Annotated in this window: 20 protein-coding genes and 1 tRNA gene; 6 read left to right on the top strand and 15 right to left on the bottom strand. The window is 74.0% G+C overall.

All coding sequences use genetic code 11. The features are described 5' to 3' along the window. The first annotated feature begins 5 nt into the window (after window positions 1–5). Together ACZ58N_RS15935 and ACZ58N_RS15930 are read left to right on the top strand one after the other, a co-directional pair. Window positions 6–1,073, top strand: coding sequence for a dihydrodipicolinate synthase family protein (locus tag ACZ58N_RS15935; protein WP_471159475.1), 1,068 nt, complete (start codon window positions 6–8; stop codon window positions 1,071–1,073). Between the two features lie 371 nt (window positions 1,074–1,444). Then, on the top strand, window positions 1,445–2,152 hold the full coding sequence (locus tag ACZ58N_RS15930; RefSeq protein WP_471159473.1) for a transglycosylase SLT domain-containing protein: 708 nt from the start codon (window positions 1,445–1,447) through the stop codon (window positions 2,150–2,152). Here the strand turns inward: ACZ58N_RS15930 and ACZ58N_RS15925 are convergent. The 6 genes from ACZ58N_RS15925 to ACZ58N_RS15900 form a co-directional block, all read right to left on the bottom strand. Then, complete coding sequence (locus ACZ58N_RS15925; protein WP_471159471.1) at window positions 2,136–3,065, bottom strand: squalene/phytoene synthase family protein; 930 nt, start codon at window positions 3,063–3,065, stop codon at window positions 2,136–2,138. The genes ACZ58N_RS15930 and ACZ58N_RS15925 overlap by 17 nt on opposite strands. Before the next feature lie 83 nt (window positions 3,066–3,148). After that, the gene (locus tag ACZ58N_RS15920; protein ID WP_471159469.1) at window positions 3,149–4,873 is read right to left on the bottom strand and encodes a serine/threonine-protein kinase; all 1,725 of its coding nucleotides are present in this window, start codon (window positions 4,871–4,873) and stop codon (window positions 3,149–3,151) included. A gap of 27 nt (window positions 4,874–4,900) precedes the next feature. Further along, window positions 4,901–6,556 carry a peptide-N4-asparagine amidase gene (locus ACZ58N_RS15915; RefSeq protein WP_471159467.1) on the bottom strand — a complete coding sequence of 552 codons (1,656 nt, stop codon included), beginning with the start codon at window positions 6,554–6,556 and terminating at the stop codon, window positions 4,901–4,903. Between the two features lie 86 nt (window positions 6,557–6,642). Further along, the gene (gene rraA / locus ACZ58N_RS15910) at window positions 6,643–7,128 is read right to left on the bottom strand and encodes a ribonuclease E activity regulator RraA (protein ID WP_471159465.1); all 486 of its coding nucleotides are present in this window, start codon (window positions 7,126–7,128) and stop codon (window positions 6,643–6,645) included. A gap of 219 nt (window positions 7,129–7,347) precedes the next feature. Beyond that, window positions 7,348–8,286: a DMT family transporter gene (locus ACZ58N_RS15905; RefSeq protein WP_471159463.1), complete on the bottom strand. Its 939-nt coding sequence runs from the start codon at window positions 8,284–8,286 to the stop codon at window positions 7,348–7,350. After that, complete coding sequence (locus tag ACZ58N_RS15900; RefSeq protein WP_471159461.1) at window positions 8,283–9,290, bottom strand: phosphatase PAP2 family protein; 1,008 nt, start codon at window positions 9,288–9,290, stop codon at window positions 8,283–8,285. The genes ACZ58N_RS15905 and ACZ58N_RS15900 overlap by 4 nt, the downstream gene beginning before the upstream one ends. 250 nt (window positions 9,291–9,540) lie before the next feature. On the opposite strand from ACZ58N_RS15900, the gene ACZ58N_RS15895 reads away from it, so the two are divergent. Further along, window positions 9,541–10,143 carry a TetR/AcrR family transcriptional regulator gene (locus tag ACZ58N_RS15895; protein WP_471159459.1) on the top strand — a complete coding sequence of 201 codons (603 nt, stop codon included), beginning with the start codon at window positions 9,541–9,543 and terminating at the stop codon, window positions 10,141–10,143. Window positions 10,144–10,304: 161 nt separating this feature from the next. Here ACZ58N_RS15895 and ACZ58N_RS15890 read toward each other — a convergent pair whose 3' ends face one another. The 3 genes from ACZ58N_RS15890 to ACZ58N_RS15880 form a co-directional block, all read right to left on the bottom strand. Next, window positions 10,305–10,850: a TerD family protein gene (locus tag ACZ58N_RS15890; protein WP_471159457.1), complete on the bottom strand. Its 546-nt coding sequence runs from the start codon at window positions 10,848–10,850 to the stop codon at window positions 10,305–10,307. Between the two features lie 179 nt (window positions 10,851–11,029). Beyond that, entirely contained in the window at window positions 11,030–12,166 is a 1,137-nt protein-coding gene (locus ACZ58N_RS15885; RefSeq protein ID WP_471159455.1) for a leucine-rich repeat domain-containing protein, read from the bottom strand. A 107-nt stretch (window positions 12,167–12,273) separates the two neighbouring features. Then, window positions 12,274–12,346, bottom strand: a tRNA-Arg gene (locus tag ACZ58N_RS15880). Window positions 12,347–12,717: 371 nt separating this feature from the next. Between ACZ58N_RS15880 and ACZ58N_RS15875 the strand changes: the two genes are divergently transcribed. Continuing rightward, entirely contained in the window at window positions 12,718–13,530 is an 813-nt protein-coding gene (locus ACZ58N_RS15875; protein WP_471159453.1) for a glutamate ABC transporter substrate-binding protein, read from the top strand. Window positions 13,531–13,798: 268 nt separating this feature from the next. Here ACZ58N_RS15875 and ACZ58N_RS15870 read toward each other — a convergent pair whose 3' ends face one another. Next, a complete protein-coding gene (locus ACZ58N_RS15870) occupies window positions 13,799–14,365 on the bottom strand; it encodes a DJ-1/PfpI family protein (RefSeq protein ID WP_471159452.1) in 567 nt (188 codons plus the stop codon). 219 nt (window positions 14,366–14,584) lie between these two features. Between ACZ58N_RS15870 and ACZ58N_RS15865 the strand changes: the two genes are divergently transcribed. After that, entirely contained in the window at window positions 14,585–15,433 is an 849-nt protein-coding gene (locus ACZ58N_RS15865; protein ID WP_471159450.1) for an endonuclease I family protein, read from the top strand. 40 nt (window positions 15,434–15,473) lie between these two features. Here ACZ58N_RS15865 and ACZ58N_RS15860 read toward each other — a convergent pair whose 3' ends face one another. Continuing rightward, on the bottom strand, window positions 15,474–16,118 hold the full coding sequence (locus ACZ58N_RS15860; protein ID WP_471159448.1) for a hypothetical protein: 645 nt from the start codon (window positions 16,116–16,118) through the stop codon (window positions 15,474–15,476). Between the two features lie 233 nt (window positions 16,119–16,351). After that, a complete protein-coding gene (locus tag ACZ58N_RS15855) occupies window positions 16,352–16,957 on the bottom strand; it encodes a TetR/AcrR family transcriptional regulator (protein WP_471159446.1) in 606 nt (201 codons plus the stop codon). 93 nt (window positions 16,958–17,050) lie between these two features. Between ACZ58N_RS15855 and ACZ58N_RS15850 the strand changes: the two genes are divergently transcribed. Then, window positions 17,051–17,482 (top strand): VOC family protein, encoded by a 432-nt coding sequence (locus tag ACZ58N_RS15850; RefSeq protein WP_471159444.1) that lies wholly within the window; start codon window positions 17,051–17,053, stop codon window positions 17,480–17,482. A 135-nt stretch (window positions 17,483–17,617) separates the two neighbouring features. Here the strand turns inward: ACZ58N_RS15850 and ACZ58N_RS15845 are convergent, their stop codons facing one another. From ACZ58N_RS15845 to ACZ58N_RS15835, 3 genes are all read right to left on the bottom strand, one after another. Then, window positions 17,618–18,001 (bottom strand): hypothetical protein, encoded by a 384-nt coding sequence (locus ACZ58N_RS15845; protein WP_471159441.1) that lies wholly within the window; start codon window positions 17,999–18,001, stop codon window positions 17,618–17,620. 89 nt (window positions 18,002–18,090) lie between these two features. Then, the gene (locus ACZ58N_RS15840) at window positions 18,091–18,936 is read right to left on the bottom strand and encodes a C40 family peptidase (protein WP_471159439.1); all 846 of its coding nucleotides are present in this window, start codon (window positions 18,934–18,936) and stop codon (window positions 18,091–18,093) included. A 198-nt stretch (window positions 18,937–19,134) separates the two neighbouring features. Beyond that, window positions 19,135–22,938 carry an nSTAND1 domain-containing NTPase gene (locus tag ACZ58N_RS15835; protein WP_471159437.1) on the bottom strand — a complete coding sequence of 1,268 codons (3,804 nt, stop codon included), beginning with the start codon at window positions 22,936–22,938 and terminating at the stop codon, window positions 19,135–19,137. Window positions 22,939–23,046 lie beyond the last annotated feature (108 nt).

The following is a 23,046-nucleotide window of genomic DNA, read 5'->3' as shown; positions in this document are numbered from 1 at the left end:
TGCTCATGCACCAGGAAACCTTCCAGGACATCGCCCACGCCCCCGCCCGGGGCACCACGTACGGCATCGCCCGTGATCCGGCCCCGGGCACCGCTCCCGACATCGTCCGGGATCCCGCCCCGGCCCCCGCGCACGACATCACCCGGGGGCCCGTACCCGGCGGGATCCACGTCCCGCTCGTCACGCCCTTCACCCCGGCCGGGGACGTGGCCGCCGAGGCCTTGGAAGCCCTCGCCCACGAGGTGCTCGACGCCGGGGCGGCCGGGATCGTCGCCCTCGGCACCACCGCCGAGAGCGCCTCACTCGACGAGGCCGAGCGGGACCTCGTCACCGGGGTCTGCGCCCGGGTCTGCGGGGAGCGCGGCGCGCTGCTGACCGTGGGCGCCAGGGCGAGCGCCACCCGCGCCGCGGAGGCCTCGCTGCTCCGACTGGCACGGTGGCCGGAGGTGGGGGCGGCCCTGGTCACGGTGCCGCCGTTCGTGCGGCCCTCGGCGGCGGGGGTGCTGGCGCACTTCGAGCGGCTGGTGGAGGTGAGCCCGGTGCCGCTGATCGTCTATCACGTCCCGTACCGCACGGGGCAGCGGTTGGACGCGGCGGCGCTGGTGGCCCTGGGGTCCCTGCCGGGGGTGGTCGGGGTGAAGTACGCGTCCGGCGGGATCGACCGGGACACGGTCGAGCTGATGGGCGCGCTGCCGGCCGGCTTCGCCGCGCTTGCGGGGGACGACGCGTACCTGTCGCCGATGCTCGCCCTCGGCGCGGCGGGCGGGATCCTGGCCTCGGCGCACCTGGCGACGGGGCGGTTCGTGGAGCTGACCACGGCCTGGGAGGGCGGTGACGTCATGCGCGCCCGAGCCCTGGGCCACGCGCTGGCCCGGCTCTCCTCGACGGTCTTCACGGAGCCGAACCCGACGGTGCTCAAGGGGGTGCTGCACGCCCTGGGCCGGATCCCGTCGCCGGACGTACGGCTCCCCCTGCTGCCGGCGTCGGACGCGGCGGTCGGAGCGGCCCTTGAGGCCCTCGCTGAACTCCCGGCGTCCGGACCGAACGCAGCGGGCCTGCCCGCGCACCCCTGAGGGATGTCCCGTAATCCCCGGTATGGGCGATTCACAACCAACGACCCGGTAGCCCGAATCAGGAGCATCGGGCGGGTAATTGACCGAAATGGATTCGAGCCCCTGAAACCGTGATGTCAGTCACGCGGAGCGGGACAACATCATTTCTACGGAATGGCGGATTCCCTTTCCCCCGAAAGGAAATCCGCCATCGGCCGGATCTCCTTTTCATGGTCATTTGGCGGCGGGAACCGGGGAGTCGATCCACCTCGGCAATTCGCATCTTGTTGCGGCCCCGCGCACTCGCCTACGGTCACCCTCACTCCCAGCGGCCGACGCCGAATAAGGCCGCCGCCGGGGCTCTCCCGTACCCCCACGTGAGGAATAGCGCCATGCCCGCAAAGGGAAAGCACCGCAGGCCGAAGCAGAACCCGCTCACCCGTCGCCTGGCATTCGCCGGCACGGGCACGGCCGCTCTCGCCCTCCCGCTGATCAGCGCCACGACGGCCGGCGCGGCGGAGACCGTGGCGGCGCCCGCCGTGCATTCCGTAGCCGCGCCCGCCACCTATTCCGTCGTCGCCGGCGACACCCTGTCCAAGATCGCGGCGAAGCATTCCCTCACCGGCGGCTGGGAGCAGCTGTACGCGGCGAACCGCGCGGCGGTCGGCAGCAACCCCTCGGCGATCCGTCCCGGGCTCACCCTGCAACTCGGCGTCGCCGCGAAGGGTGCCACCCAGGCGGCCTCGAAGACCACCGCGAAGGCCGCCGCCGAGTCGTACCCGGACAACCTCGACGGTTGGATCCGGGAGTCCTTGGCCGTCATGGCCCGGCACGGAATTCCCGGCAGCTACAACGGAATTCACCGCAACGTGATGCGGGAGTCCTCGGGGAATCCGCGGGCGATCAACAATTGGGACTCCAACGCCGCGGCCGGGATCCCCTCCAAGGGACTCCTCCAGGTCATCGACCCGACCTTCCGCGCCTACCACGTCCCCGGCACCCCGCACGACTCCTACGACCCGGTCGCGAACATCACCGCCGCCTGCAACTACGCGGCAGCCCGCTACGGTTCGATCGACAACGTCAACGGCGCCTACTGACGGGCTCTGCCGCACGACGCCGCACCAGCGCCCGCGCCAGGGTGCGCAGCGGGGCCACCAAACCGTAGCCGACGTCCTTGCGCAGGGCGCGCGTCCCGGCCCGCTCCACGGCCGTCAGCTGGTGGCCCATCAACTCCGTCATGGTCGTGACCACGGGCCGCAGCCCCGGTTCGGCCAGGTCGACGATCCCGTCGGCGGCGCGGAGGGCGGTACGGGCGCGCAGGCATTCCGCGGCGAGCAGGCCGCGGACGGCCGGGGTGTCACGGGCCGCCTCCAGGTCGGCGCGGGTCACGGCGTGTTCGGCGAGCCGCTCCCGGGGGATGCACAGCCGCCCGTCGGCGAGGTCCCCGGCGAGGTCGGCCAGGAAGTCGACCCGCTGCGCGGCGTCCACGAACCTGCGCCAGCCCGCGGCCTGTTCCTCGTCCGGGCCGCACCGGTACTGGAGGCCGGTGAAGGCCATCACCCCGGGCCAGGCGTAGGCGTCGAGGTAGTCCTGGAAATCCCGCTCGGTCGCGAAGCCGTCGAACACCGCCTCGGCGGTGGCGGCGCCCTCCAGGAAACGGGTGACCACGTCGACCGGCAGCCCCCGGCCGCGTACGGCGTGGGCGTAGGCCCGCAGCAGGGGGTCGGCGCTCTCCCCGGTGGCCAGGGCGGCCCCGGTCCGCTCGGTCAGGGCGGCGAGACCCGAGGCCCGCGCGGCCGGGGCGCCGCTCTCCGCGACGTCGTCGACCCGGTTCATGAAGGCCAGACCGGCCGCGAGGGCGGGGACCAGCGGCGGCGCGGCCAGCAGGCGCAGCGTCAGGTACGGAGCGGGCTCGCGGCGCAGGACCCGGCGGGCCGCATGGGTGTAGTCGGCCCTCAGCCGGGGGTCGGAGATCCCCGCCCCGGTGAGGGTGGTGCGCCAACTGGGCATGGTGTCCGTGCTCCTCGAACCGTGTCGGTCGGACCGTACGCGCCGAACCGTACGCGTACGGGTGCGGGTGCCGGTGCACGATGTCAGGAGGGCACCACCTTCCTGACCTTGCCGTCGATCCCGGCCAGGACGTAGCCGCCCTGGCCGTACTCGTCGCTGAGGTAGGGACGCATGCAGGGCTCCTGGTCCATCATCCACGGGTCGACGATGACGTAGCGCGAGGTCGGCTTCTCCACCTTCAGCTCCCGTTGCGCCTGCTCCAGCAGGCCGGGCAGCGCGTCCCAGCTGACGGCTCCCATGTCGATGAGCGGTGCGCCCTCCTTCACGGTGCCGTTGGGGCCGGTGCGCCTGGCCACGCCGTCCCGGTACTGCCAGGAGTCGACGGTCCTCGCGCCGGGGGCGGTGGGGACCGCGGCGATCACGTACTCCTCGTAGACCTTCATGTCGACGAAGGTGGTGGTGCCGGTCTTCTCCTTCAACGCGGCCAGGGCCGTGCGGACCCCGTCCGGGGTGAGCAGGCTCCCGCCGGCCTTCCTGTCCGTACCCGCGGTCGGCGCCTTGGACGTCGCCGCCTTCGGGGTTCCCGTGGCTCCGGCCGCCGAGGGGCCGGGCGTGGCCGGGGTGGAGGCGGTGGACCTGCCCCCCTTCGCCTCGTCGTCGCCGTCCGTCCCGCCGTCGGGGAGCAGTTGGACCACGCCGAACCCCGCACCGGCCAGGACGGCCGTCAGGAGGACGGCCGGCACGATCCGGGACCGGGCGGGGCGAGCGGCACCGGACGTCCCCGACACCGAGGTGGTCCCGCTCCCGGGTACGAACGGCTGCCGCGGGAAGGGTGCCGGCGTCGCGTACGGGTTGGGGCCGCCGGTCGGGGGCGTTCCGGGCAGCGGGACGGGGCGGGTGGTGGTGGCGGGCGGACCGTACTGTCCGAAGGCGGCCGGCGCAGCCGGCCCGGGTCCGCCGGTGGCGCCCTGCGCGCCGCGGAGCAGCGCTTCCAGGGCGGCGCCGTCGGGCCGCACGGCCGGATCCCGTACGAGCAGCCGCTCCAGCACGGGGGCCAGCGGGCCGGAACGGGAGGGAGCGGGGATCGGCTCGTCCAGGATCGCCACGACGGTGGCGAGGCTGGTGGCGCGGCGCAGCGGGTGGACCCCCTCCGCCGCGACGTACAGCAGCATGCCGAGCGACCAGAGGTCCGAGGCGGCCAGCCCTTCCTCGCCCCGCACCCGCTCGGGTGCGATGTACTCCGGCGAGCCGATCAGGACCCCGGTCGAGGTGAGGGCGGTCGAGCCGTGCAGGGCGGCGATGCCGAAGTCGGTCAGGACGGCCGAGCCGTCGGGCCGCAACAGGACGTTGGCCGGTTTCACGTCCCGGTGGAGCACCCCTTCGGCGTGGGCGGCCCGCAGCGCGGAGAGGACGTCGAGCCCGAGCCGCAGCACGTCGGCGACGGGCATCGGGCCGGCGGCGAGGCGGTCGTGCAGGGAGCCGCCCTTGACCATTTCCATGACGATCCAGGGGTGGCCGTCGGAGCCTTCCGCCGGTTCGACGATGTGGTGGATGGTGACCACGTTCGGGTGGGCGAGGCGGGCGAGGGCGCGGGCCTCGCGGACGGCCCGTTCGCGCAGTTGGACGGCGAGGTCGGGCTGGGCGGCGGCCATGGCCGGGTCCGGCGGGCGCACCTCCTTCAGTGCGACGTCGCGGTGCAGGGCGATGTCACGGGCGCGCCACACCGTTCCCATGCCGCCCGCGCCCAGCGGGCCGATCAGCTCGAATCTGCCGTCCACGAGCCGTCTGCCGGCCTCACTCGTCTCCATGGGGCGTCATCGTAGGGGGCGCTGCCGTCAGCAGTGGCGGCGGTCCACCGTGAGGGCGCCCTGGGCGGTTGCCACCGTCCGGTCGTAGCAGCCGTCTCCGCTTCCGGTCCCGTACAGGCGGTATCGGGCGGTCGTGGTGCCCACCGCGTGCCGCTGGTCGCGCGGGACGTTCGTCGTGTACGTCGCGTCGCCCGTGTACCGGTCGTCGAGCGCCGACCGGTCGACCTCGCGGCCGCCGCGGAGGGTGACCGTGTCCGCGCGGTCGCCGAGCGAGAGGACCGTGCGCAGCCGGTCACCGGCGCCGAGGGTGGTCGCGCCGTCCATGGTGTACGTGCGGACGGTGCGGGTGGTCGTGGTGCCCCGGGTCACGCTCTCCTCGTCGTTCCACGAGGCGGTCAGCGCGTCCCGTGCCTCGCCGTCGGTCCAGCGGTGCGCGGAGGTGTTGCGGACGGCCCGGGTGACGGTGGTGGTGACCCGGCCGTGGGAGGTGTCCAGGTATCCGGCGACGGTGAGCCGGTGGCCGCCGGTCGTGTCGAGGCGGTGTTCGCCGCCCGTGGGTGCGGGGGTCCAGTGGGTGGAGCGGGTCGGGGTGTCCTCGTCGTGGCGGGTGAGGGCGCCGGTGACGACCCGGCGGCCGTGGTCCTGCCAGAGCAGCAGGTTGGCGGGGGTGCTCCAGCCGCTCTGCCCTGCCGGTACGCCGGTGACGGAGACCTCGACGCGGTGGGGGCGGCCGTCGTTGAGGAGGGCGGCGTAGGGGCTGAGGTCGTAGCGGATCGGTTGGACGTCGAACGCGCGCGGCCCCGGGGTGACGTACCAGAGGAAGGGGTTCGACCAGCCGCCGGTCCAGACGGTGGGGAAGGGCGCGGCGATGCCGGCGAGCCGGCCGTCGACCGACACCCGCACTTCGCGGTAGGGGCCGTCGGTGGCCTTGCAGGAGTAGGGCGCGGCGTCCGGGACGGTCAGGTACCAGTACTCCTCGCAGCCGCCACCCGAGCCGGTGGCGTACACCTCGGCGATGACCCGCTCGGTGTTGCGCGGGGTGGTGACGGCGGGGGTGGTGAGCGGGAGGACCAGGTCCGGGGTGTCGGCGGGGGCGGTGGCGCCTTCGGCGACGTGGAAGGTGAGGGTGACCCTGACGTCGATGACACCGGTGTAGGTGTCGTTGACGACGTTGCCGATCAGCATCTCGACGGGTTGCGGCCGGCTGAGGGTGTCGCGGTAGTGGGTGACGTCCTTCTCCACGTTCCAGGTGATGCCGTCGGGCGAGGGCTGCGGGGTGGAGGTGCGCAGGATCTCGACGCCGCCGAGGGTGAGGTTGCCCAGGCGGTCGTACTGGCGTCCCTTGACGCTGCCGTCGAGGCGCAGCACGACCTTCGCCCAGCGGCTGCGGCCGCAGTCCTCGGGCGGGGTGTAGTTCCCGCGGTAGGGGGTGAAATCGCTGAACCGGGCCTCGGCGAGGGTCACGCGGCAGGAGCGGGTGGCCGGCCGTTCGACGGGCGGGGCGGCGGTGACGGGGTCGTGCCAGTCCGTCCCGAACTCGGCGGGCGGTTCGGGGGTGGGCGACGCGGTGGCTCCCGCGGCGGCCCGGGCGGGGGCCGCCGCCGCGGGTCCCGCGGTGGTCACCGGGGTGCCCGCGGCGAGGGTGAGCGCGGTCAGCAGGCCCAGGATCCGGAGTCTTCTCATGGCCCCGCAGTGAAACGCGTCGGGGCCGCGGGCCGCCAGGGTTGCCGGCCCGGACGTGGCGGGATCCCGCCCCTGTCCGGCGGCGGTCAGTGACCGGCGGGCAGCACCACGACGCCGTCGTCGTCGACGTACACGGTGTCGCCCGTGCGGAAGGTCACCCCGCCGATGGTGACGGGTTCGTCCACGGCGCCCGCGCCGGTCTTGCCGCTCTTGCGGGGGCAGGTGCCGAGTGCCTGCACGCCGAGGTCGAGCCCGCCCAGGGCGACGCTGTCGCGGACGGCGCCGTTGACGATCAGGCCGGCCCAGCCGGAGCGCTGCGCCGCGCCGGCGATGAGGTCGCCGACCAGGGCCGTGCGCAGCGAGCCTCCGCCGTCCACGACCAGGACCGCGCCGTCACCGGGCGTGTGGAGGAGTTCACGCAGCAGGGCGTTGTCCTCGTGGCAGCGGACGGTGCGGACGGGTCCGGCGAAGAGGGCCCGACCGCCGATGCGCCGGAAGGCGGTGGTGCAGATGCCGAGGCCCTCACCGTGCTCGTCGTACAGGTCGGCGGTGGGGACGGGGGTGACGCTCATGTGGATCCGGGCTCCTCGCGGTTCGTTGCGTCGCGCCGTGCGGGCCCAGCGTAGGCGCGGGCCCGCACGGCACGACACAGGTGTCCACGGGCCGGCGGAATGTGGCGGGTCGTACGGCGCCCCGGTGCCGGTGGGGGCCGACCGGGCCGGCCCTGTCGGCTCCTGCCGGTTCGTTGTCGGTTCCCGCCGGGGGCGGGGCCCGACGGAACCGACAGGGATCTACGGTCGCGGCAGTGCGGGACCCGTCGGGACCTGGGCGATGGGGGGACGGACCGGAGTCGGGGCCGGGGCCGGGGCGTGGGACAGGGCTTCCCCGCCGGCTCGTTCCCGGGACGCCGGGGGTTCCGACGTACGGGTCAGCAGTAGGACGCCGCGGGTGGCGGCGAGGGCGCCTCCGGTCGCGAGGAGGACTCCGACCGCACCGCCCTGGAGTCGTTCGCCGAGCAGGACCATGCCGATCGCGGCGGCGGCCAGCGGGTTGGCGAGGTTCACGACGGCCAGCGGAGCCCCGAGACCGCCCCGGTAGGCCCGTTGGGAGAGCAGCATGCCGCCCACCGCGAAGACGGCCACGAGCAGGGCGACGGCGGCGACCCGAAAGCTCAGCAGGGCTCCGCCGCGACCCGCCGCGACGGCCACGGTCTGGGTCAGCGCGGAGGCGGCGGCGGAGGCCAGCCCGGAAGCGGTCGCGTGCCGCAGCCCCGTACGGGGGTCCTTGCGGGCGGTGAGCAGCAGGATCACGGCCGCGGTGGCCCCGGAGACGGCGAGGGCCTCGGTGAGGGTGAGGGTGTCGTCGGGGGCGGGGCCGGAGGCGGGGAGGAGGAGCAGTCCGAGGCCGGCGACGGTGGCGGCGGTGCCCCTCCACTCGGTGGCCGCGACCCGGCGTCCGGCTCCTCGGGCGCCGAGCGGGACGGCGGCCACCAGGGTGAGCGCGCCGAGGGGCTGGACCAGGGTGAGGGGGCCGTAGCGCAGGGCGGCGGCGTGCAGGAGGGCGGCGGCGGCGTTCAGCCCGGCCGACCACCACCAGTCGCCGTTGCCGAGGAGGGCCTTGGCGCTGCGGGCGACGGCCCGACGGGCGAGGCGTTCCTGGGCGACGGCGGCGGCCGCGTACGTCACCGCGGAGGCCAGGCAGAGGACCACGGCGAGGGCGGTGGCGTTCACCGCCCGGCCCCTCTCGCCCCGGAGGCCGCCACGGCCACCCCGTCGGAATCGGCCGAGGGAGCGCCGTCCCGCACGGGTGCGGGCACCACGGCGCGGCCCGGTGCGCCGCCCCGGGCGGAGCCGGGCCCGGGCGACCCGATCGGGACGTGGCCTCCGCCGGGAGCCACGTCCCCCACCGGAACCGGTCCGACCGGTGCAACCGGTGCATCCGCCTCGGCCGGGGCGACCGGCCCGCCCGGCGGTGTCGGCGCGACCCGCCCCGCCGGCACGGAGGCCCCGACCGGCCGGGGAACCAGCAGGAGGGCGCCGCCCAGCAGGGCGGTCGCCACGAGGGCGTCGAGCCAGTAGTGGTTGGCCGTGCCCACCACCACGAGCAGGGTGACGAGCGGGTGCAGCAGCCACAGCACGCGCAGTCGCGAGGACGTCGCGGCGATCATGCCGAGGGCCAGCATCAGGGCCCATCCGAAGTGCAGCGACGGCATCGCGGCGAACTGGTTCGCCATGGTGTCGGTGGCGGGGGCGGCCCCGTAGACGGAGGGGCCGTAGACCAGGCCGGTGTCCACCATGCGCGCCGCTTCCAGCATGCGCGGGGGCGCGAGCGGGAAGGCGAGGTGCAGAGCGAGGGCGGCGCCGGTGAGGAGCGCGAGGACCCGCCGGGTCCACAGGTAGTGGGCGGGTCTGCGCAGGTAGAGCCAGATCAGGAACAGGGCGGTCGCCGGGAAGTGCACGGCCGCGTAGTACGTGTTGGCCGTGTGCACGACGGCGTCCGAGTGGAGGAGGAGCCGCTGTACGGCGCCCTCGCCCGGCAGGCGCAGGGCGCGTTCGGCGTCCCACACCAGGTCGGCGTTGCGGAAGGCTTCGCCGGTGCGGCCCGTGGAGAGCGTCCGACCCGCCTTGTAGACGGCGAACAGTCCCGCGACGAGCAGCAGCTCGCGTATGAGCCGCCGCCTTTCGTCCTTCTTCCCGGCGGCGCGTGGCCCGCCGGGTGTGGTGTGGGAGGTCATCCCCCGGTCTCACTTCTTTCGGGTGTCCTGCTGGTGGTGCTGCTGGTCGTGCCGGTGCTGCTGGTGCTGCTGCCGATCGGGGCGGGAGGGACCGCGACGGGGTGGCCGCCGGCCGAATCCGTTCCGCATCGACACGCCAGTGTATCGATACATTGGCGTATCGATACGCTGGTGTTCCGATAGTCTCCATGAGCCGTACACTCGGAGCACGGAACAGGCCGCCCGGAAGCAGCGAGGAGAGCCCACCCCCATGACGTCGACGCCGCAGGTCACCGCGCGCCGCTCCAAGATCAGCCCGGAGCGCGAGCAGGAGTTCTACGACGCCGTCCTGGACGCCCTGCGCGAGCACGGGTACGAGGCCCTCACCATGGAGGGCGTCGCCGCCCGCGCCAGCTGCGGAAAATCCACGCTCTACCGGCAGTGGCGGACCAAGCCGCAGCTCGTCGCGGCGGCCCTGCGTGCGAGCCGGACCGACCGCACGCTGGCCAGCGTGGACACGGGAACACTCGTCGGGGACCTGCGGGAGGCCGCCCGCATCGCGGCCGGCACCTCGGGCAGCGACACCCGGCTCACCCAGGCCCTGGGGCACGCCGTCCTCAGCGACGAGGAGCTCCAGCGCGCGCTGCGCGAAGCCCTGGTGGAGCCCGAGCTCGCCGCCTTCGACGCGATCGTCGCGCGGGCGGTGGCGCGGGGCGAGATCCGCGCGGACCACCCCGCGGTGGAGTTCCTGCCGGCGCAGCTGATGGGTGTGCTGCGCATCCGGCCGGTGCTGGAGGGCCGGTACGCCGACGCCGACTACCTGGTCAGGTTCGTCGACGCGGCGCTGCTGCCGGCCCTCGGCATCACCCCCTGAACCGGTGGGCCGCCGTCCACGATGACCGGACGGCGACCCGCTCGCGCTGCCTCGTGGGGACGGCGGCAGCGCGCCACCGGACGGGGTGGCGGTCACTCCCGAGCAGAGTGACCGCCACCCGGTCCGTAAGGGTGGCGCACCTCACCGGGCGGCGCCCGGGATCACCCGTGCACGGCGCCCATGACCCGGGCGAACTCCTGCGGTTCCACGTCGAATCCGTGCGGCCGGGCCTCCAGGGCCCAGCCGCCGTGCGTGTCGCGGACGAACTCGGCGACCCGGGCCGCCGTCGCGTCCGCGACCCCGGCGAAGTCGGTCTCGGCGAGGTTCTCGTAGCCCTCGCGGATCCGCAGTCCGGTGCCCGCGACCGCGGCGAAGGTCTTGCGGTGCGCCGGGTCCGCGGCACCGGAGTCCTGGATCACCACTCCGACCACGACGCGAACCAACTCGGGTGCCAGTCGGTCCAGTTCGAGGACCATCACCTCGTCGAAGCCGAAGCCCTGACCGGTACGGCTGTCCCGACTCAGGGTGATGGTGCCGTCGGGCGCCCGACTGCCGAAGTGCACCAGGTAGACGGGCTCCCCCTGCGGGTCGGCCGTGGCGTACACGGCGGCGACGATGTCGAGGTCGTTGGCGGGTGCGCCGGCCGGACTCGGGTCCCAGCGCAGGGCTATCTCCACCTTGGCCAGGCTCTTGCGTACTCCGCTCACCGAACTCCCCCTCCGCTCGGGCACTTTGGCCCGTGTTGCCTGTTCCACGCTGCCCCGCCATGCTGTCACGGCCGGTCGATCGCGGGTCGGGCGACCGTACGTTCCCGGCCAGTCGCGACCGCCCGGGACGGCTCGGACGGTATCGGGGTTGGGGGCTCCGGCGAGCGGGGCGACCCCTGTCAGCGGTACACGCTTCCGATGGCCCGCACGTCGGGGTGGGCGGCCCGGGCCGGGCGCAGCCGCTCGGCGAAGGAGCGCTTGACCCGGCGGGGCGTACCGGGGCCCAGGCCGATGTGTTCGAGGGGGGCGCCCTCGGGCAGGGCGGCGAGCAGGCTCTTGGCGCCGCGTCCGGTGATGCCGGTGTGGCGCAGGTCGAGGCGGCGCAGCGGGCTGCCGGGCAGGGCGGCGGCCAAGGCGTACGCCCCTTCGTCACCCGGGTGGTTGCCGGCCGCTCCGAGGCTGCGCTCGGACGGGGTCCGGCCCAGGTCCAGGGCCTCGATGCCGGCGAGGGCGGCCGCGAGGGCGTGGACTCCGGGCACCCCGATGCCGTTGCCACCGAGCCCGAGACGGACGGGGTGCGCGAGGTCGGCCGCCGCGGCGGCCAGGGTGGCGACGCCCGCGTCGCCGAGGTGGTTGGCCGGTACGTACAGTTCGCGCACCCCTGCGTGGCGGATCAGGGCGGCCAGGAGCGGGGCCGCCTCGGCGGTCAGGCCGTTGCCGCCGAGGAAGATCCGCTCCAGGGGCTCCTCGCGGACGAGGAGGGCGTCGAGGACCAGGCGGATGCCGTCGGCCCCGATGCCGGTGTTGACGAGGTCGAGGGTGCGCAGCGCGGTGTTGCGGCGCAGCAGGCCAGCAAGGGTTCGGGCACCTTCCTCGAACAGGGGGTTCCGCTTGAGCCAGAGGGCGCGGACGGTGGTGTCGTCGGTGAGCGCGGAGGCCAGGGCGAGGGCGCCGTCGGGGCCGATCCGGTTGCAGCCGAGGTAGAGGGTGCGCAGACCGTGGGCGCCGCGCAGGGAGCCGGCCAGGATGCGGACGCCGTCGTCGGCGAGGGCGTTGGTGCCCAGCAGGAGGTGCTCCGCATGCGGGGAGGCGACGGCCGCGGGCAGCAGCAGGGCAGCTCCGGCGGGACCGAGGCCCTGCTTGCACAGGTCGACGCGGCCGTCCGCGCGCAGGGTTCCGAGGGGAAAGGCCTCGTCCACCTCGACCGGCCGGTTCTCGGCCAGTCGGGCCAACAGGGGGCGCAGGTCCGCCGGATCGGCGAGCGGCAGATCAGGATGTTCGATCGCGGGGCACCGTACGGGCGTCGACCCTGTCATCACCACTCCACCACTCCACCGCTTCATGCGCCGGCGCCCGGTGGCCGACTGTTCGACGACGCGGCCGTGACGGCACGCGGATGCGCCTCCGCGGCGGGAAGAAGGCGCAAGACCGGTCGGATTCGAACCGACGTCCTCCAGCTCGACGCTCGGGCGCGACGACCTCTGCGCCACGACCTTGCTGCGGCGATCATAGCGGCCGGGAATTCCGCATTCGATCATGCGTTTGAGCAACTCCCTCGCGGGACAATGTCCGGATGAGCCCGATCCGGGGCGCTTCCGCGACAGCGGGGAGTGTTCGGCGGCTCACTCCGCGCAGGCCGTCCCGGCCGACAGCCTTCCCCCGCCGGGGCCGGGCCGCCGCAGGATCTTCGGCCGAACCGGATCGTTATCCTCAAGTTTTACTCAGATCTAGTGACGCTGAGCCCGAGACCTTCCTAGCTTCCTCGTACACGTGCGTTCACGTGCGTTCACACGCCGCGGTCCCCCACGTGCCCCGTTCCCGCGATTCACGCCTCCGTGGTTCCGCGTTCCCGAGGAAAGAGTTCAGCATGAAGGTTCCCAAGGCCGGTGCGGTCGCCGCCGCGATCGCCATCGCCGCCACCGCCTCGGGCTGTGCCGGTGAGGAGCCCAAGGAGCCCATTGCCATCGGGATCAAGTTCGACCAGCCCGGCATCGGGATGCGGGAGAGCGACGGCACCTTCACCGGTTTCGACGTCGACGTGGCCACGTACATCGCGAAGGAGCTCGGCTACAAGCCGAGCGAGATCGAGTTCAAGCAGGTGTTCAGCTCCGACCGGGAACTCCTGATCCAGTACAACGAGGTCAAGTTCGTCGCGGCCAGCTACTCGATCAGCGACAAGCGCAAGGAGAAGGTCGACTTCGCCGGCCCGTACTTCGTGGCGCACCAGGACCTGCTCGTCCGCGCGGACGACACTTCCATCACCAAGGCCGAGGACCTCAACACCAAGAGGCTGTGCTCGGTGACCGGCTCCACCTCCGCCGAGAACGTCAAGCGCAACCTCGCCCCGAAGGCGAGCGTGCTGGAGCTCGGCGGGTACTCCGAGTGTCTCGTCGCCCTCCAGGACAACCTGGTCGACGCGCTGACCACCGACAACTCCATCCTCGCCGGGTACGCGGCGAAGAAGGGCAACGAGGGCAAGTTCCGGCTGGTCGGGCTGAGCCTGAGCAACGAGAACTACGGCATCGGCGTCAAGAAGGGCGACGGGGACCTCCAGCGCAAGATCAATTCCGCGCTCACCAAGATGGTCTCGGACGGAGCCTGGGAAGCCGCCGTGAAGAAGAACTTCGGGCCGGCCAACTACAAGCACGAGCCCGCCCCGCAGGTCACGACGAACGGCTGAGCCAGCGGCTCGCGGACACCCTTGACCACCCCCGGGTCCGCCCCGACCCGGGTCACAGACCCCCGCGCCCGCCGGCCGCGGCCCCACGGAGGCCTGCGGACGGCGGGCGCGGCGCTCCGCGCCGGCCCCGGCGGCCGGTCGCGCCTCGCCTCTCACGCCTCGCCTCTCGCGCCCGAACATCACTCCGGCGCCTCGCGCCCGCGGGTCACGACTACGGATCCGCGGGTCACGACTGCGGATCCAGGGGCCGTGACCGCGGATCCACGGCTCAGGACTGCGGCGCCTTGGCCCGCAGCACGGTGAGGAACTCCCGCATCCAGGCGGAGTGGTCGGGCCACGCCCGGGCGGAGACGAGCGTGCCGTCGACAACCGCCTCGGAATCCTCGAAGGAGGCCCCCGCCGCGCGCATGTCCGGCTCCAGCGCCGGATAGGCGGTGACCCTCCGACCGTCCAGCGCCCCGCTCGCGGCGGTGATCAGCGGGCCGTGACAGATCTGCGCGATCGGCTTGTCGGCGCTCGCGAAGGCCGCCAGGATCCGCCGCACCTCGGGGTCGTTGCGCAGGTACTCGGGTGCGCGACCGCCCGGGACGACCACGGCCGCGTACTCCTCGGTCACCACGTCGGCGAAGGCGATGTCGGCCGGCCAGGTGTAACCCGGCTTCTCCGTGTAGGTGTCGAAGCCCTCCTCGAAGTCGTGCACCACGAAGCGCAGTTTCTTCACGGCGGGTGCGGCGATGTGGACGTCGTAGCCCTCCTCGCGCAGCCGCTGGTAGGGGTAGAGGACCTCCAGCGACTCAGCGGCGTCACCGGTCACGATGAGGATCTTCACTGCCATGTACGGCTCCTGTCGGGGCTGTTCGGGCTCGGTCGGACCCCACCCGGGGCCACCCGTACCCTGCCCCTCGGGAGGGCCCGAAACACCCTCGGGATCTTCACGCCCGACACATGGAATCAACCTGTAGGGCACATGACAATGTGAACCTCGCTCTGCCACCAGACACCCCGCCAACTGCCAGGTCGGGGACGGTGCGTGTGGAGAGGTATCCCCCACGTCATGAGAATCTCCCGTTCGGCCACCTGGGCGAGCGCCCTCGCGGCCGCCTCCCTCCTCCTCATACCCGCGACCGCTTCGGCGGTCCAGGACCGGACGGCGGCGCATCCCCACGCCGACCTCCGCGACACCACCGCGGCCGCCCCGGCCGCAGCCGCGGTCGACCCCTACGCGGACTACTACGCACCCGCCGCGGGCAAGACGGGCGCGGCTCTGAAGTCCGCCCTGCACGGCATCATCAAGAACCAGTCGAAGGTGTCCTACGACGGGGTGTGGAACGCGCTCAAGGTCACCGACCAGGACCCGGCCAACTCCAACAACGTCATCCTGCTCTACTCGGGCCGCTCCCAGTCCAAGTCCACCAACGGCGGTGGCGCCAACGACTGGAACCGCGAGCACGTCTGGGCCAAGAGCCACGGCGACTTCGGCACCGCCACCGGTCCCGGCACGGACCTGCACCACCTGCGGCCCGAGGACGTCACGGTCAACAGCACCCGGGGCAACAAGGACTTCGACAAGGGCGGCAGCCCGGTCTCCGAGGCCTCCGGCAGCTACACCGACGGTGACTCCTTCGAGCCGCGCAACGCGGTCAAGGGCGACGTCGCGCGGATGCTGCTGTACATGGCCGTGCGTTACGAGGGCGGCGACGGCTTCGCCAACCTGGAGATGAACGACAGCGTCAACAACGGCAGCGCCCCGGCGATGGGCCGGATCAGCCTGTTGAAGCAGTGGCACCAGCAGGACCCGCCGGACGCCTTCGAGCAGCGCCGCAACCAGGTCATCTTCGACTCCTACCAGCACAACCGGAACCCGTTCATCGACCACCCGGAGTGGGTCGGCGCCATCTGGTAGACGGCCCGCGAGCACGCCCGCCCCGGTCGGGGGGAGGGCGTCAGGGAGTGAAGACCTGGTCCAGGGTGTCGATCGCGGGGCCTTCGCCGGAGCCCCCGTCGACTCCCAGGTGGTAGCGGAAGACGAGACCCTGGTCCGGGTGGGCGACGAGCCAGTCGATGAGTCGCTGCAGGGTGATCCTCTGGTTCTCGGTGCTCGCGACGATCGGGGTGACCGCGGTGACCTCGGCATCGGCGGCGATCGGGAGGAACGTCTCCTTGCCCACCGTCTCGAAGGGTGCGCCATCGGTGTCGGGGGCGCCGCAGCCCCAGTTGCCGTGCTTGACGATCAGGCTGTGGAATCCGCCCTCGGGCGTGTAGCGGTCGACCTGGATCTCGTCCGGGGAGATCGGCATCCTGTGGTCGCAGGTGGCCGCCGGGGCCGGGGACTCGGGCTTCTTGCTGGGGGTCGCCGCGACGGCGGCGGTCGCCGTCGGCGTGGCCTTCGGCTTCTGCGACGCCGATACCGCCGCGGACGCCGTCCCGGCGGGCTTCGCCCCGGCCGAGGAGGTCGCGGCCGGGGCGGCGGGCGACGCGCCCGGCGACGCCCCGTCGTCGCCGTCGTCACCCTGGCATCCCGAGAGCGCCAACACCCCGCACAGGGCCACGGCCCCCAGGGTCGCCCGTCGGTGTCGTACTGCTCGCATCGCCGTCTCCCTCTGCCGCCGCCACGTGCCGCCGCCCGGCCGCGCCCGGCCGGGCCGAAGCGTCGGGCGTCAACGTGGCGCGGGAATCCGGCCAGGGCGATGGCCCGATCCCGTTCGTCACCGAGCCGGAATCGCACCGTTGCCGACACCGGACGTCCATGACGCCGCCACCCGCCCGGTACGGCCGTGAGCCGACCGGGCCGGCCTCGCCGCGGGGGTCGGGGTCGTGCGCGCTACGGTGCCCGCAGGCCCGACAGGAGCCGGTCCAGGGCGCGTTCCGTGGCCGGCAGGTCACCACCCCTGGCGAGCCAGAGCACCGCCTCGTTCATCGCCCCGGAGAGCAGCCGCGCCAGTGGTTCCACCGGTTGGGCGGGGAGGACCCCGGCAGCGACGAGGGCCGTCAGTGCTTCCGCCAGGTGCCGGGCGGAGTGTTCCTCGTCCAGCGCCCGCCACTCGTCCCAGCCGAGCACCGCCGGCGCGTCCACGAGCAGGATCTGCCGCACCGAGGGGTTGGACCCCGCGGCCAGGAAGGCCCGGCACCCGGCCCGGAGCTGCTCCCAAGGGTCCGCGTGCTCCTCCGCCGCGGCGGCGACCCGCTCCCCCAGCTCGCGTTGGACCTCGGCGACGACGGCCCGGAAGAGCCCCGCCTTGCTGTCGAAGTGGTGGTACGCGGCCCCCTTGGTCACCCCGACCGCCTGCGCCACCTCGGCGAGCACGACGTGGTGGTACCCGTCGTCCGCGAACCGTCGCCGCCCTTCGGCCAGCAGCGCCCGGCGCGTGGCCTCCCGCTGCTGTGCCCGGTTGACCGCCATGGCACGTACCGCCTTCCCATTTCGCATACCCGGGGTATGCTAACCCCAAGGTTCACATACTCCGGGTATGCGAATGGAGCGGGCCGGCGTCGAACTCCGGCCGGACGTGAGGAGACGGTCATGACCAACGCACTCGGCGGCTTCTACCCGGTGATCGCCACCACGGACGTGAGCGCCTCCCGCGACTTCTACACCCGCCACCTCGGCTTCGAGATCACCTTCGAGGCCGACTGGTACGTGAGCATGCGCCGACCCGACGCCCCGCAGTACGAACTGGCCCTGCTGGACCCGGCCCACCCGACCGTCCCCGAGGGCCACCGCGTCCCCCTGCGCGGCGGCCTCCTGCTGAACTTCGAGGTGGCCGACGTGGACGCCGAACACCGGCGCCTCGTGGCCCGCGCGGGACTGACCGAGGTCCTCCCGCTGCGCACGGAGGAGTTCGGCCAGCGGCACTTCATCGTCGGCGCCCCGGACGGCGTCCTGATCGACGTGATCACCGTCGTCCCGCCGACCGCGGCGTACGCCGCCCAGTACTCCGACGCGCCCGCGTGAGCACCCCCGGCCCCGACCGACGGTCGGAGGTACCGCACCCGGGCGCGCGAAGGGCCGCTCCTCCCCGTACGGGAAGGAGCGGCCTCGGCCCGTAGGCCCGGGCTCGGGTCGGCGGGCCGGCGGACGATCAGGCCGTCAGCACTGGCGCAGGCCCGGCGCGGGGTCGACCGACGTGTGGACGTCCACGGCCGGGACGTTGCCCCACTGGCCGTTGTCCAGCTGGGTCCAGTACCAGACGTTGTTGCCGCCGGAGTGGTTGTCGCCGCGGCCCCAGCACTGGAACCAGCTGAAGCCCGTGTTGAGCGGACCGCGCACGGCGGAGCCGTAGGAGCGGTGCTCGTAGCCCCTGGCGCCGGCCCTGTTGCCGCACCACAGCTTGCCGTCGGAGCGGACCCCGCATTCGGCGGCCGCGCCCTTCACGGCCGTGGGCGTCGCCATCGCCGGTCCGGTGGCGGTGGCCAGGCCGCCCGCCAGGGCTGCGGCGGCGAGACCGAGGGCGATCTTCTTGCGTGCGGACATGTTTCCTCCTCGAAGGGGCTCCGTCGGGAGCCGGTGATGGGTGTGGTGGTGAGGGGTAGGTCTGGTGGTGAGGGGTCGCCGGCCGGTGGTCAGCGGCAGGTGGGCACGCCGTCCAACCAGGCGGGGCCCTTGAGGTAGATGTTGGTGATCCACGCCCGGTACTCGGGCAGGTAGGACCAGGCGTCGTTGGTGTAGCCCTCCGCCGTCACCGTCTCGGCGTGCTTCTGGCACTCGACGCGCACCGATGTCGGACCGGGGAAGCGGTGGACCCGCTCGCTGCCCGTCGACGGTTCCGTGTGGGTCCACACGTCGGTGCCCCAGGTGCTGAACGTTCCCGGGGCCTGCGAGGCCGCGTCGATGCGGACCGCGCCCGCGTAGTCCCCGCCCGTCCGTACGTCGCCGACCGCGATCCGGGTGCCCGACTGCCGGGCCTCCACCATCCTTCCGGCACCCAGGTAGATCGCGATGTGGTGGACGGAGCCCCCGGTCCCCCAGGCAAGGAGGTCGCCCGGCAGCAGCGGCGCCGTCCCCCGGGCCGCCGGGAAACGCTGCTTCACCTGCGGGGAGTTGAACTGGTGGTACGCGTTGCCCGACAGCGGATCGCCACCGGCGGCACGGGCGTAGGCGTACCGGACCAGCCCGGAGCAGTCGAAGCCCAGCCGCTCCGGGTCGTGTTCACTGGCCGGGTCGCTCGGGTCGACCTGGCCGTACGTCGGCCCCGGTCGTGATCCGTGACCGCCGCCCCAGGTGTACCAGACGCCGACCTGCTCGCAGGCGGCCCGGACAGCGGCCTCCGCCACCGCCGAGGCCCCGGGGGCGAGCACCCCGCAGGACGCCGCCCCCGCCACCGGCGCCGCCGCCGCGCGGACCCCTCCCCAGCCGGCCAGGAGCAGGATCGCCGCCACCGCCGCCCCCACCGTTCTGCGCATCCCCATGTACGTCTCCCCGTCCCCGTCGCGGTGTCGCCGCGGGTGTCGTCGCCGTGGTCGCGGTCCGGTCGTCCACCGGGCCGTCGGGCACTCCGAGACTGTGCCCCGGTACCCCCGGGTGTCGAGGAGCCCGCGGTCGCCCACCGGGACGGGAAACGGGAAACCTTCGGGAAACCCCCTCCCACCAGGCATGTTGATCCGGCGTCAGCCCGGCGGGGCGGCGCCGGGAGCGGCGGACGAGCACGGTGGCCGGTACGGGCGTCCCGGCAGCAGGAAACGCCAGCGCCCCGGCGTCGGATCCCCGATCAGGGTGCAGATCTCGGCCGTCCGCCCGCCCGGATCGACGGACCAGAAGCGGACGGTCCCGTCGGTGCCGCTGCTCGCGGGCCGCCCGCTGGACGGGTCGTAGGCGACGCCCCACACGGCCCCGCCGTGTCCCGCGAGGGTGGCGACCGGTCGGAAGCCGACCGCGTCCCACAGCCGGACCGTGCCGTCGATGCCGCCGGAGGCCAGGACCCGCCCGTCGGGCCCGAAGGCCACGGCGCGGACCGCACCCGTGTGCCCGGTGAGGGTGGCGAGGGAACGACCCGACGCGGGCTCCCACACCCGGACCGTCCCGTCGTTGGCGCTGCTGGCCAGGCGCTCCCCGTCGGGACTGAAGGACAAGCTGCGCACCGCGCCCCCGTGGCCGCGCAGTACGGTCCGCGGCGAACGACCGGCGACGTCCCACAGCCGCACCGTCAGGTCGTCGCTCCCCGAGGCCAGGACCCGCCCGTCCGGGCTGAACGCGACCGCGTTGACGAAGTCCTGGTGCGCGGTCAGGGTGCTGAGCTGGGTCCGTCGGGCGGTGTCCCACAGTTTCACCGTGCGGTCCGCGCTCGCCGACGCGAGGGTCCGGCCGTCCGGTGAGAACGCCAGCGCGAAGACCGACCCGCCGTGCCCGGTGAGGGTGGCGATCGGTGTCCGCCGGGCACAGTCCCACAGTCTGACCGTGCGGTCGGCGCCCGCCGACGCCACGAGGCGTCCGTCCGGGGAGAACGCCACGGCGAAGACGGCCCCCTGGTGCCCCGTCAGCATCCCGGCGGGGCGGCGCTGCCGCAGGTCCCACAGGCGGACGGCCCGGTCCGCGCCCGCCGAGGCCAGCAGCCCGCCGCCCGGTGCGAACGCAGCCTGCCACACCTCGGCGAAGGGCCGGACCACCAGCGCGGTCCGGCCCGGGTCCCACACCACCGCCGACCGGTCGAACCCTCCGGTGGCCAGCAGGTCGCCCGGTCCGACCGCCACCGCGAGCACGTAGTCGGTGTGCCCGGCGAGGACCTGCGTGACCCGGTGTCCGGCCGTGTCCCACAGCTTGGCCGTGCCGTCACCGCTGGTGCTGACGACGGTGGTGCCGTCCCGCGTGTAGGCGACGGCGTTGACGTCGTCGCTGTGCCCGCGCAGCACCTCCGTCTGCGCGGCCCGGCCCGGCCCGGAGAGGTCCCAGATCCGGACGGTACGGTCCGCGCCGCCCGAGGCGACGGTGCGGCCGTCCGGTGCGAAGGCCACCCCGAGGACCCCGTCGTCGTGTCCTTCGAGGACCTCTTCCCCATCGGTTCCCGCATCGGCGTCGATCACCTCCCACAACCGGACCGTGCGGTCGGCGGCCCCCGAGACCACCCGGCGCCCGTCCGGGGAGAACGCGACCCCGTGCACGGCGTCGGTGTGGCCGCGCAGCGTGCTCCGCGGCTGCCCGGACGCCGTGTCCCACAGGCGTACCGTCCCGTCGACGCCCCCCGACACGAGGGTCCGGCCGTCGGGCGAGAAGGCGACGGCGCGGACCCCGCCGCCGTGTCCGTAGAGCGTGCCCGCGGGCTGGCGTTCCGGGAGCCGCCACAACCGGACCGTCCCGTCCGCGCTCGCCGACGCCAGCAGCCGGCCGTCCGGGGCGAAGGCCACCCCGAGCACCGGCCCGCCGTGCCCGGTGAGCGTGGCCACCGTCGAGCGGTGGCCGGCGCCGCCCCACAGGCGTACGGTCGCGTCGGCGCTGGCCGTCGCGAGCAGCGTGCCGTCCGGGGCGAAGGCCACACCGTTGACGGGGCCCGTGTGCCCGGACAGTCTGCCGGTGAAGGCCTGCGCCTGGGTGCTGAGGAGCGCGCCGCGCGCCTCCGTGGTCGGGGCCGTCCGGTACGCCTCCGCCGCCAGCAGCATCGACGCCTCGGGCTGGCCCGAGGCCAGCGCCCCGGACCGCACCGCCAGCGCCTGGGACTGTGCGACCAGGCGTTCCTGCACCGCCCGGGACCACTGGTGGAAGGCCAGGCCGCCGGCGGTCAACGCCAGGACCAGCAGCAGGCCCAGCGTCACCAGCAGCCTGCGTCGCGTCCGCGCCCGGCGCAGGGACCGCAGCCGCCGTCCGTGTTCCTCGCCCCGGCTCGCCGCGAGGAACTCGCGCTCCCAGGGCCCGGGCGGGTCCCGGCCGTCCTGCCGCTCGGCCCATTCCCCGGCCGCGGCCAAGCGGCCTCCCCGGTAGAGCAGTTCCGCGTCCCGGCCGCCACGCACCCAGGCCGCCGCGGCGTCGGCGAGCTGTTGGCGCAGCAGGAGCCCCGCCCGGTCGGAGTGGATCCATTCGCGCAGCCGGGGCCAGGCCCGCAGGAGGGCCTCGTGGGTGATCCGCACCGCGGACTCCCCGGCCGTCACGAGGCGGGCCCGCACGAAGGCGTCCAGCGCGGCGCCCGCCGCGCCCGCGTCGCGCAGCCCCGCGAGCAGCCGGTCGGGTTCGACGCGGCGCCGGGTCTCCACGTCCCCCTCGCCGATCTGCACCAGCCGCAGCAGCACGCGCCGGGCCGCGTCCTTCCCGGCCCGGTCGAGTCCGGTGAACACGTCCTCCGCCGTCCGCGCCACCGCGCCGCGCAGCCCGCCCGTGGCCTCGTAGCCCGCGACCGTGAGGGTGCGCCCCGAGCGGGCGCCCCAGGTCACCAGGAGGGCGTGCGACAGCAGCGGCAGGGCTCCGGCCGAACCCGCCGGGGTGCCGTCCTCCGCTCCGGCGTCCCGTGCCAGCAGTTCCACCAGGCCGGGTTCCAGCAGCAGCCCGGCCCGCTCGGCGGGGCGGGTGATGGCCGCGCGGAGCTCCTCGGGGGTCATCGGGGCGAGGACGAACAGGCCGCGGCTGAACACGTCGGCGAGCTCGGGGTGGGCCAGGCAGCGCCCGCTGAAGTCGGCGCGCAGGCCCAGGACGACGAGGGCGGGGGTGTCGGTGTCGCCGCCGGAGAGGGCCGACAGTTCGGTGAGCGCGGTGATGAAGGCCCGCCGTTCGGCCTCCTCGCGGCACAGGGTGAACACTTCCTCGAACTGGTCGACCACCAGGACCAGTAGGGCCCCGACCGGCGCGGGACAGTCCTCCGACGGCGCCGCCGGCGTCGGAGCGGCAGCGGGATCCAGCACCCGCGCCAGCTCCCGCATCGGGTGGGCCGTCGGTGTGCAGAGCACCACGCGCGGTGCCCGGACGCCGAACGGTCCACCGCCGCCCTCCCGCAGGGCGGGCACGAGCCCGGCCCGCAGCAGTGAGGACTTGCCGGCGCCCGAGGGCGCCACCACCGCCAGGGGACCTTTGCCCGCCTGGCCCGCAAGCCGCTGCAACAGCGTCGATGTGGCGCGTTCCCGTCCGAAGAACCAGTCGGCGTCGCCGGGACCGAACGCGGCCAGACCCCGGTACGGGCAGGCCGCGGGCTCGGCCTCCGGTCTGCGTGCCTGCGGCAGCGTGTCCGGCACCAGCCGGGCCAGTGCGCCGCCCGCCCCGAGCGCCTCGTCGCAGCGTTGCGCCAGATCGGCGGTGGGCGGCTTGGTGCCGTTCTCGATCTTGCTGAGGTAGCCCTTGCTGTAGTGCATGAGCCGTGCCAGCGCGGAGAGCGACAGCCCGCGTTCGGTCCTGGTCCGACGCAGCGCCGCCCCGAAGGCCGCGGTCGGCCCGGCGGTGCCCGCGCCGGCCGGGGCGGACCCTGCGGCTCCGTCCGGCGACGGGTCATGTGCGTCCATGGGCGCCTCCGTTGAGATCCGGCGGCCCACGCTAGCGAGGCGCCCGGGGCCCCCGCGCCGCACGCCCACCCGTTCGGCTGAATCCGCGTGGCGGCGGCATGGAAGTCC

The organism is Streptomyces sp. NPDC040432, from assembly GCF_055595445.1.
The sequence above is the reverse complement of the archived record's forward strand: the minus strand, read 5'-3'. Positions and strand labels throughout refer to the sequence as shown.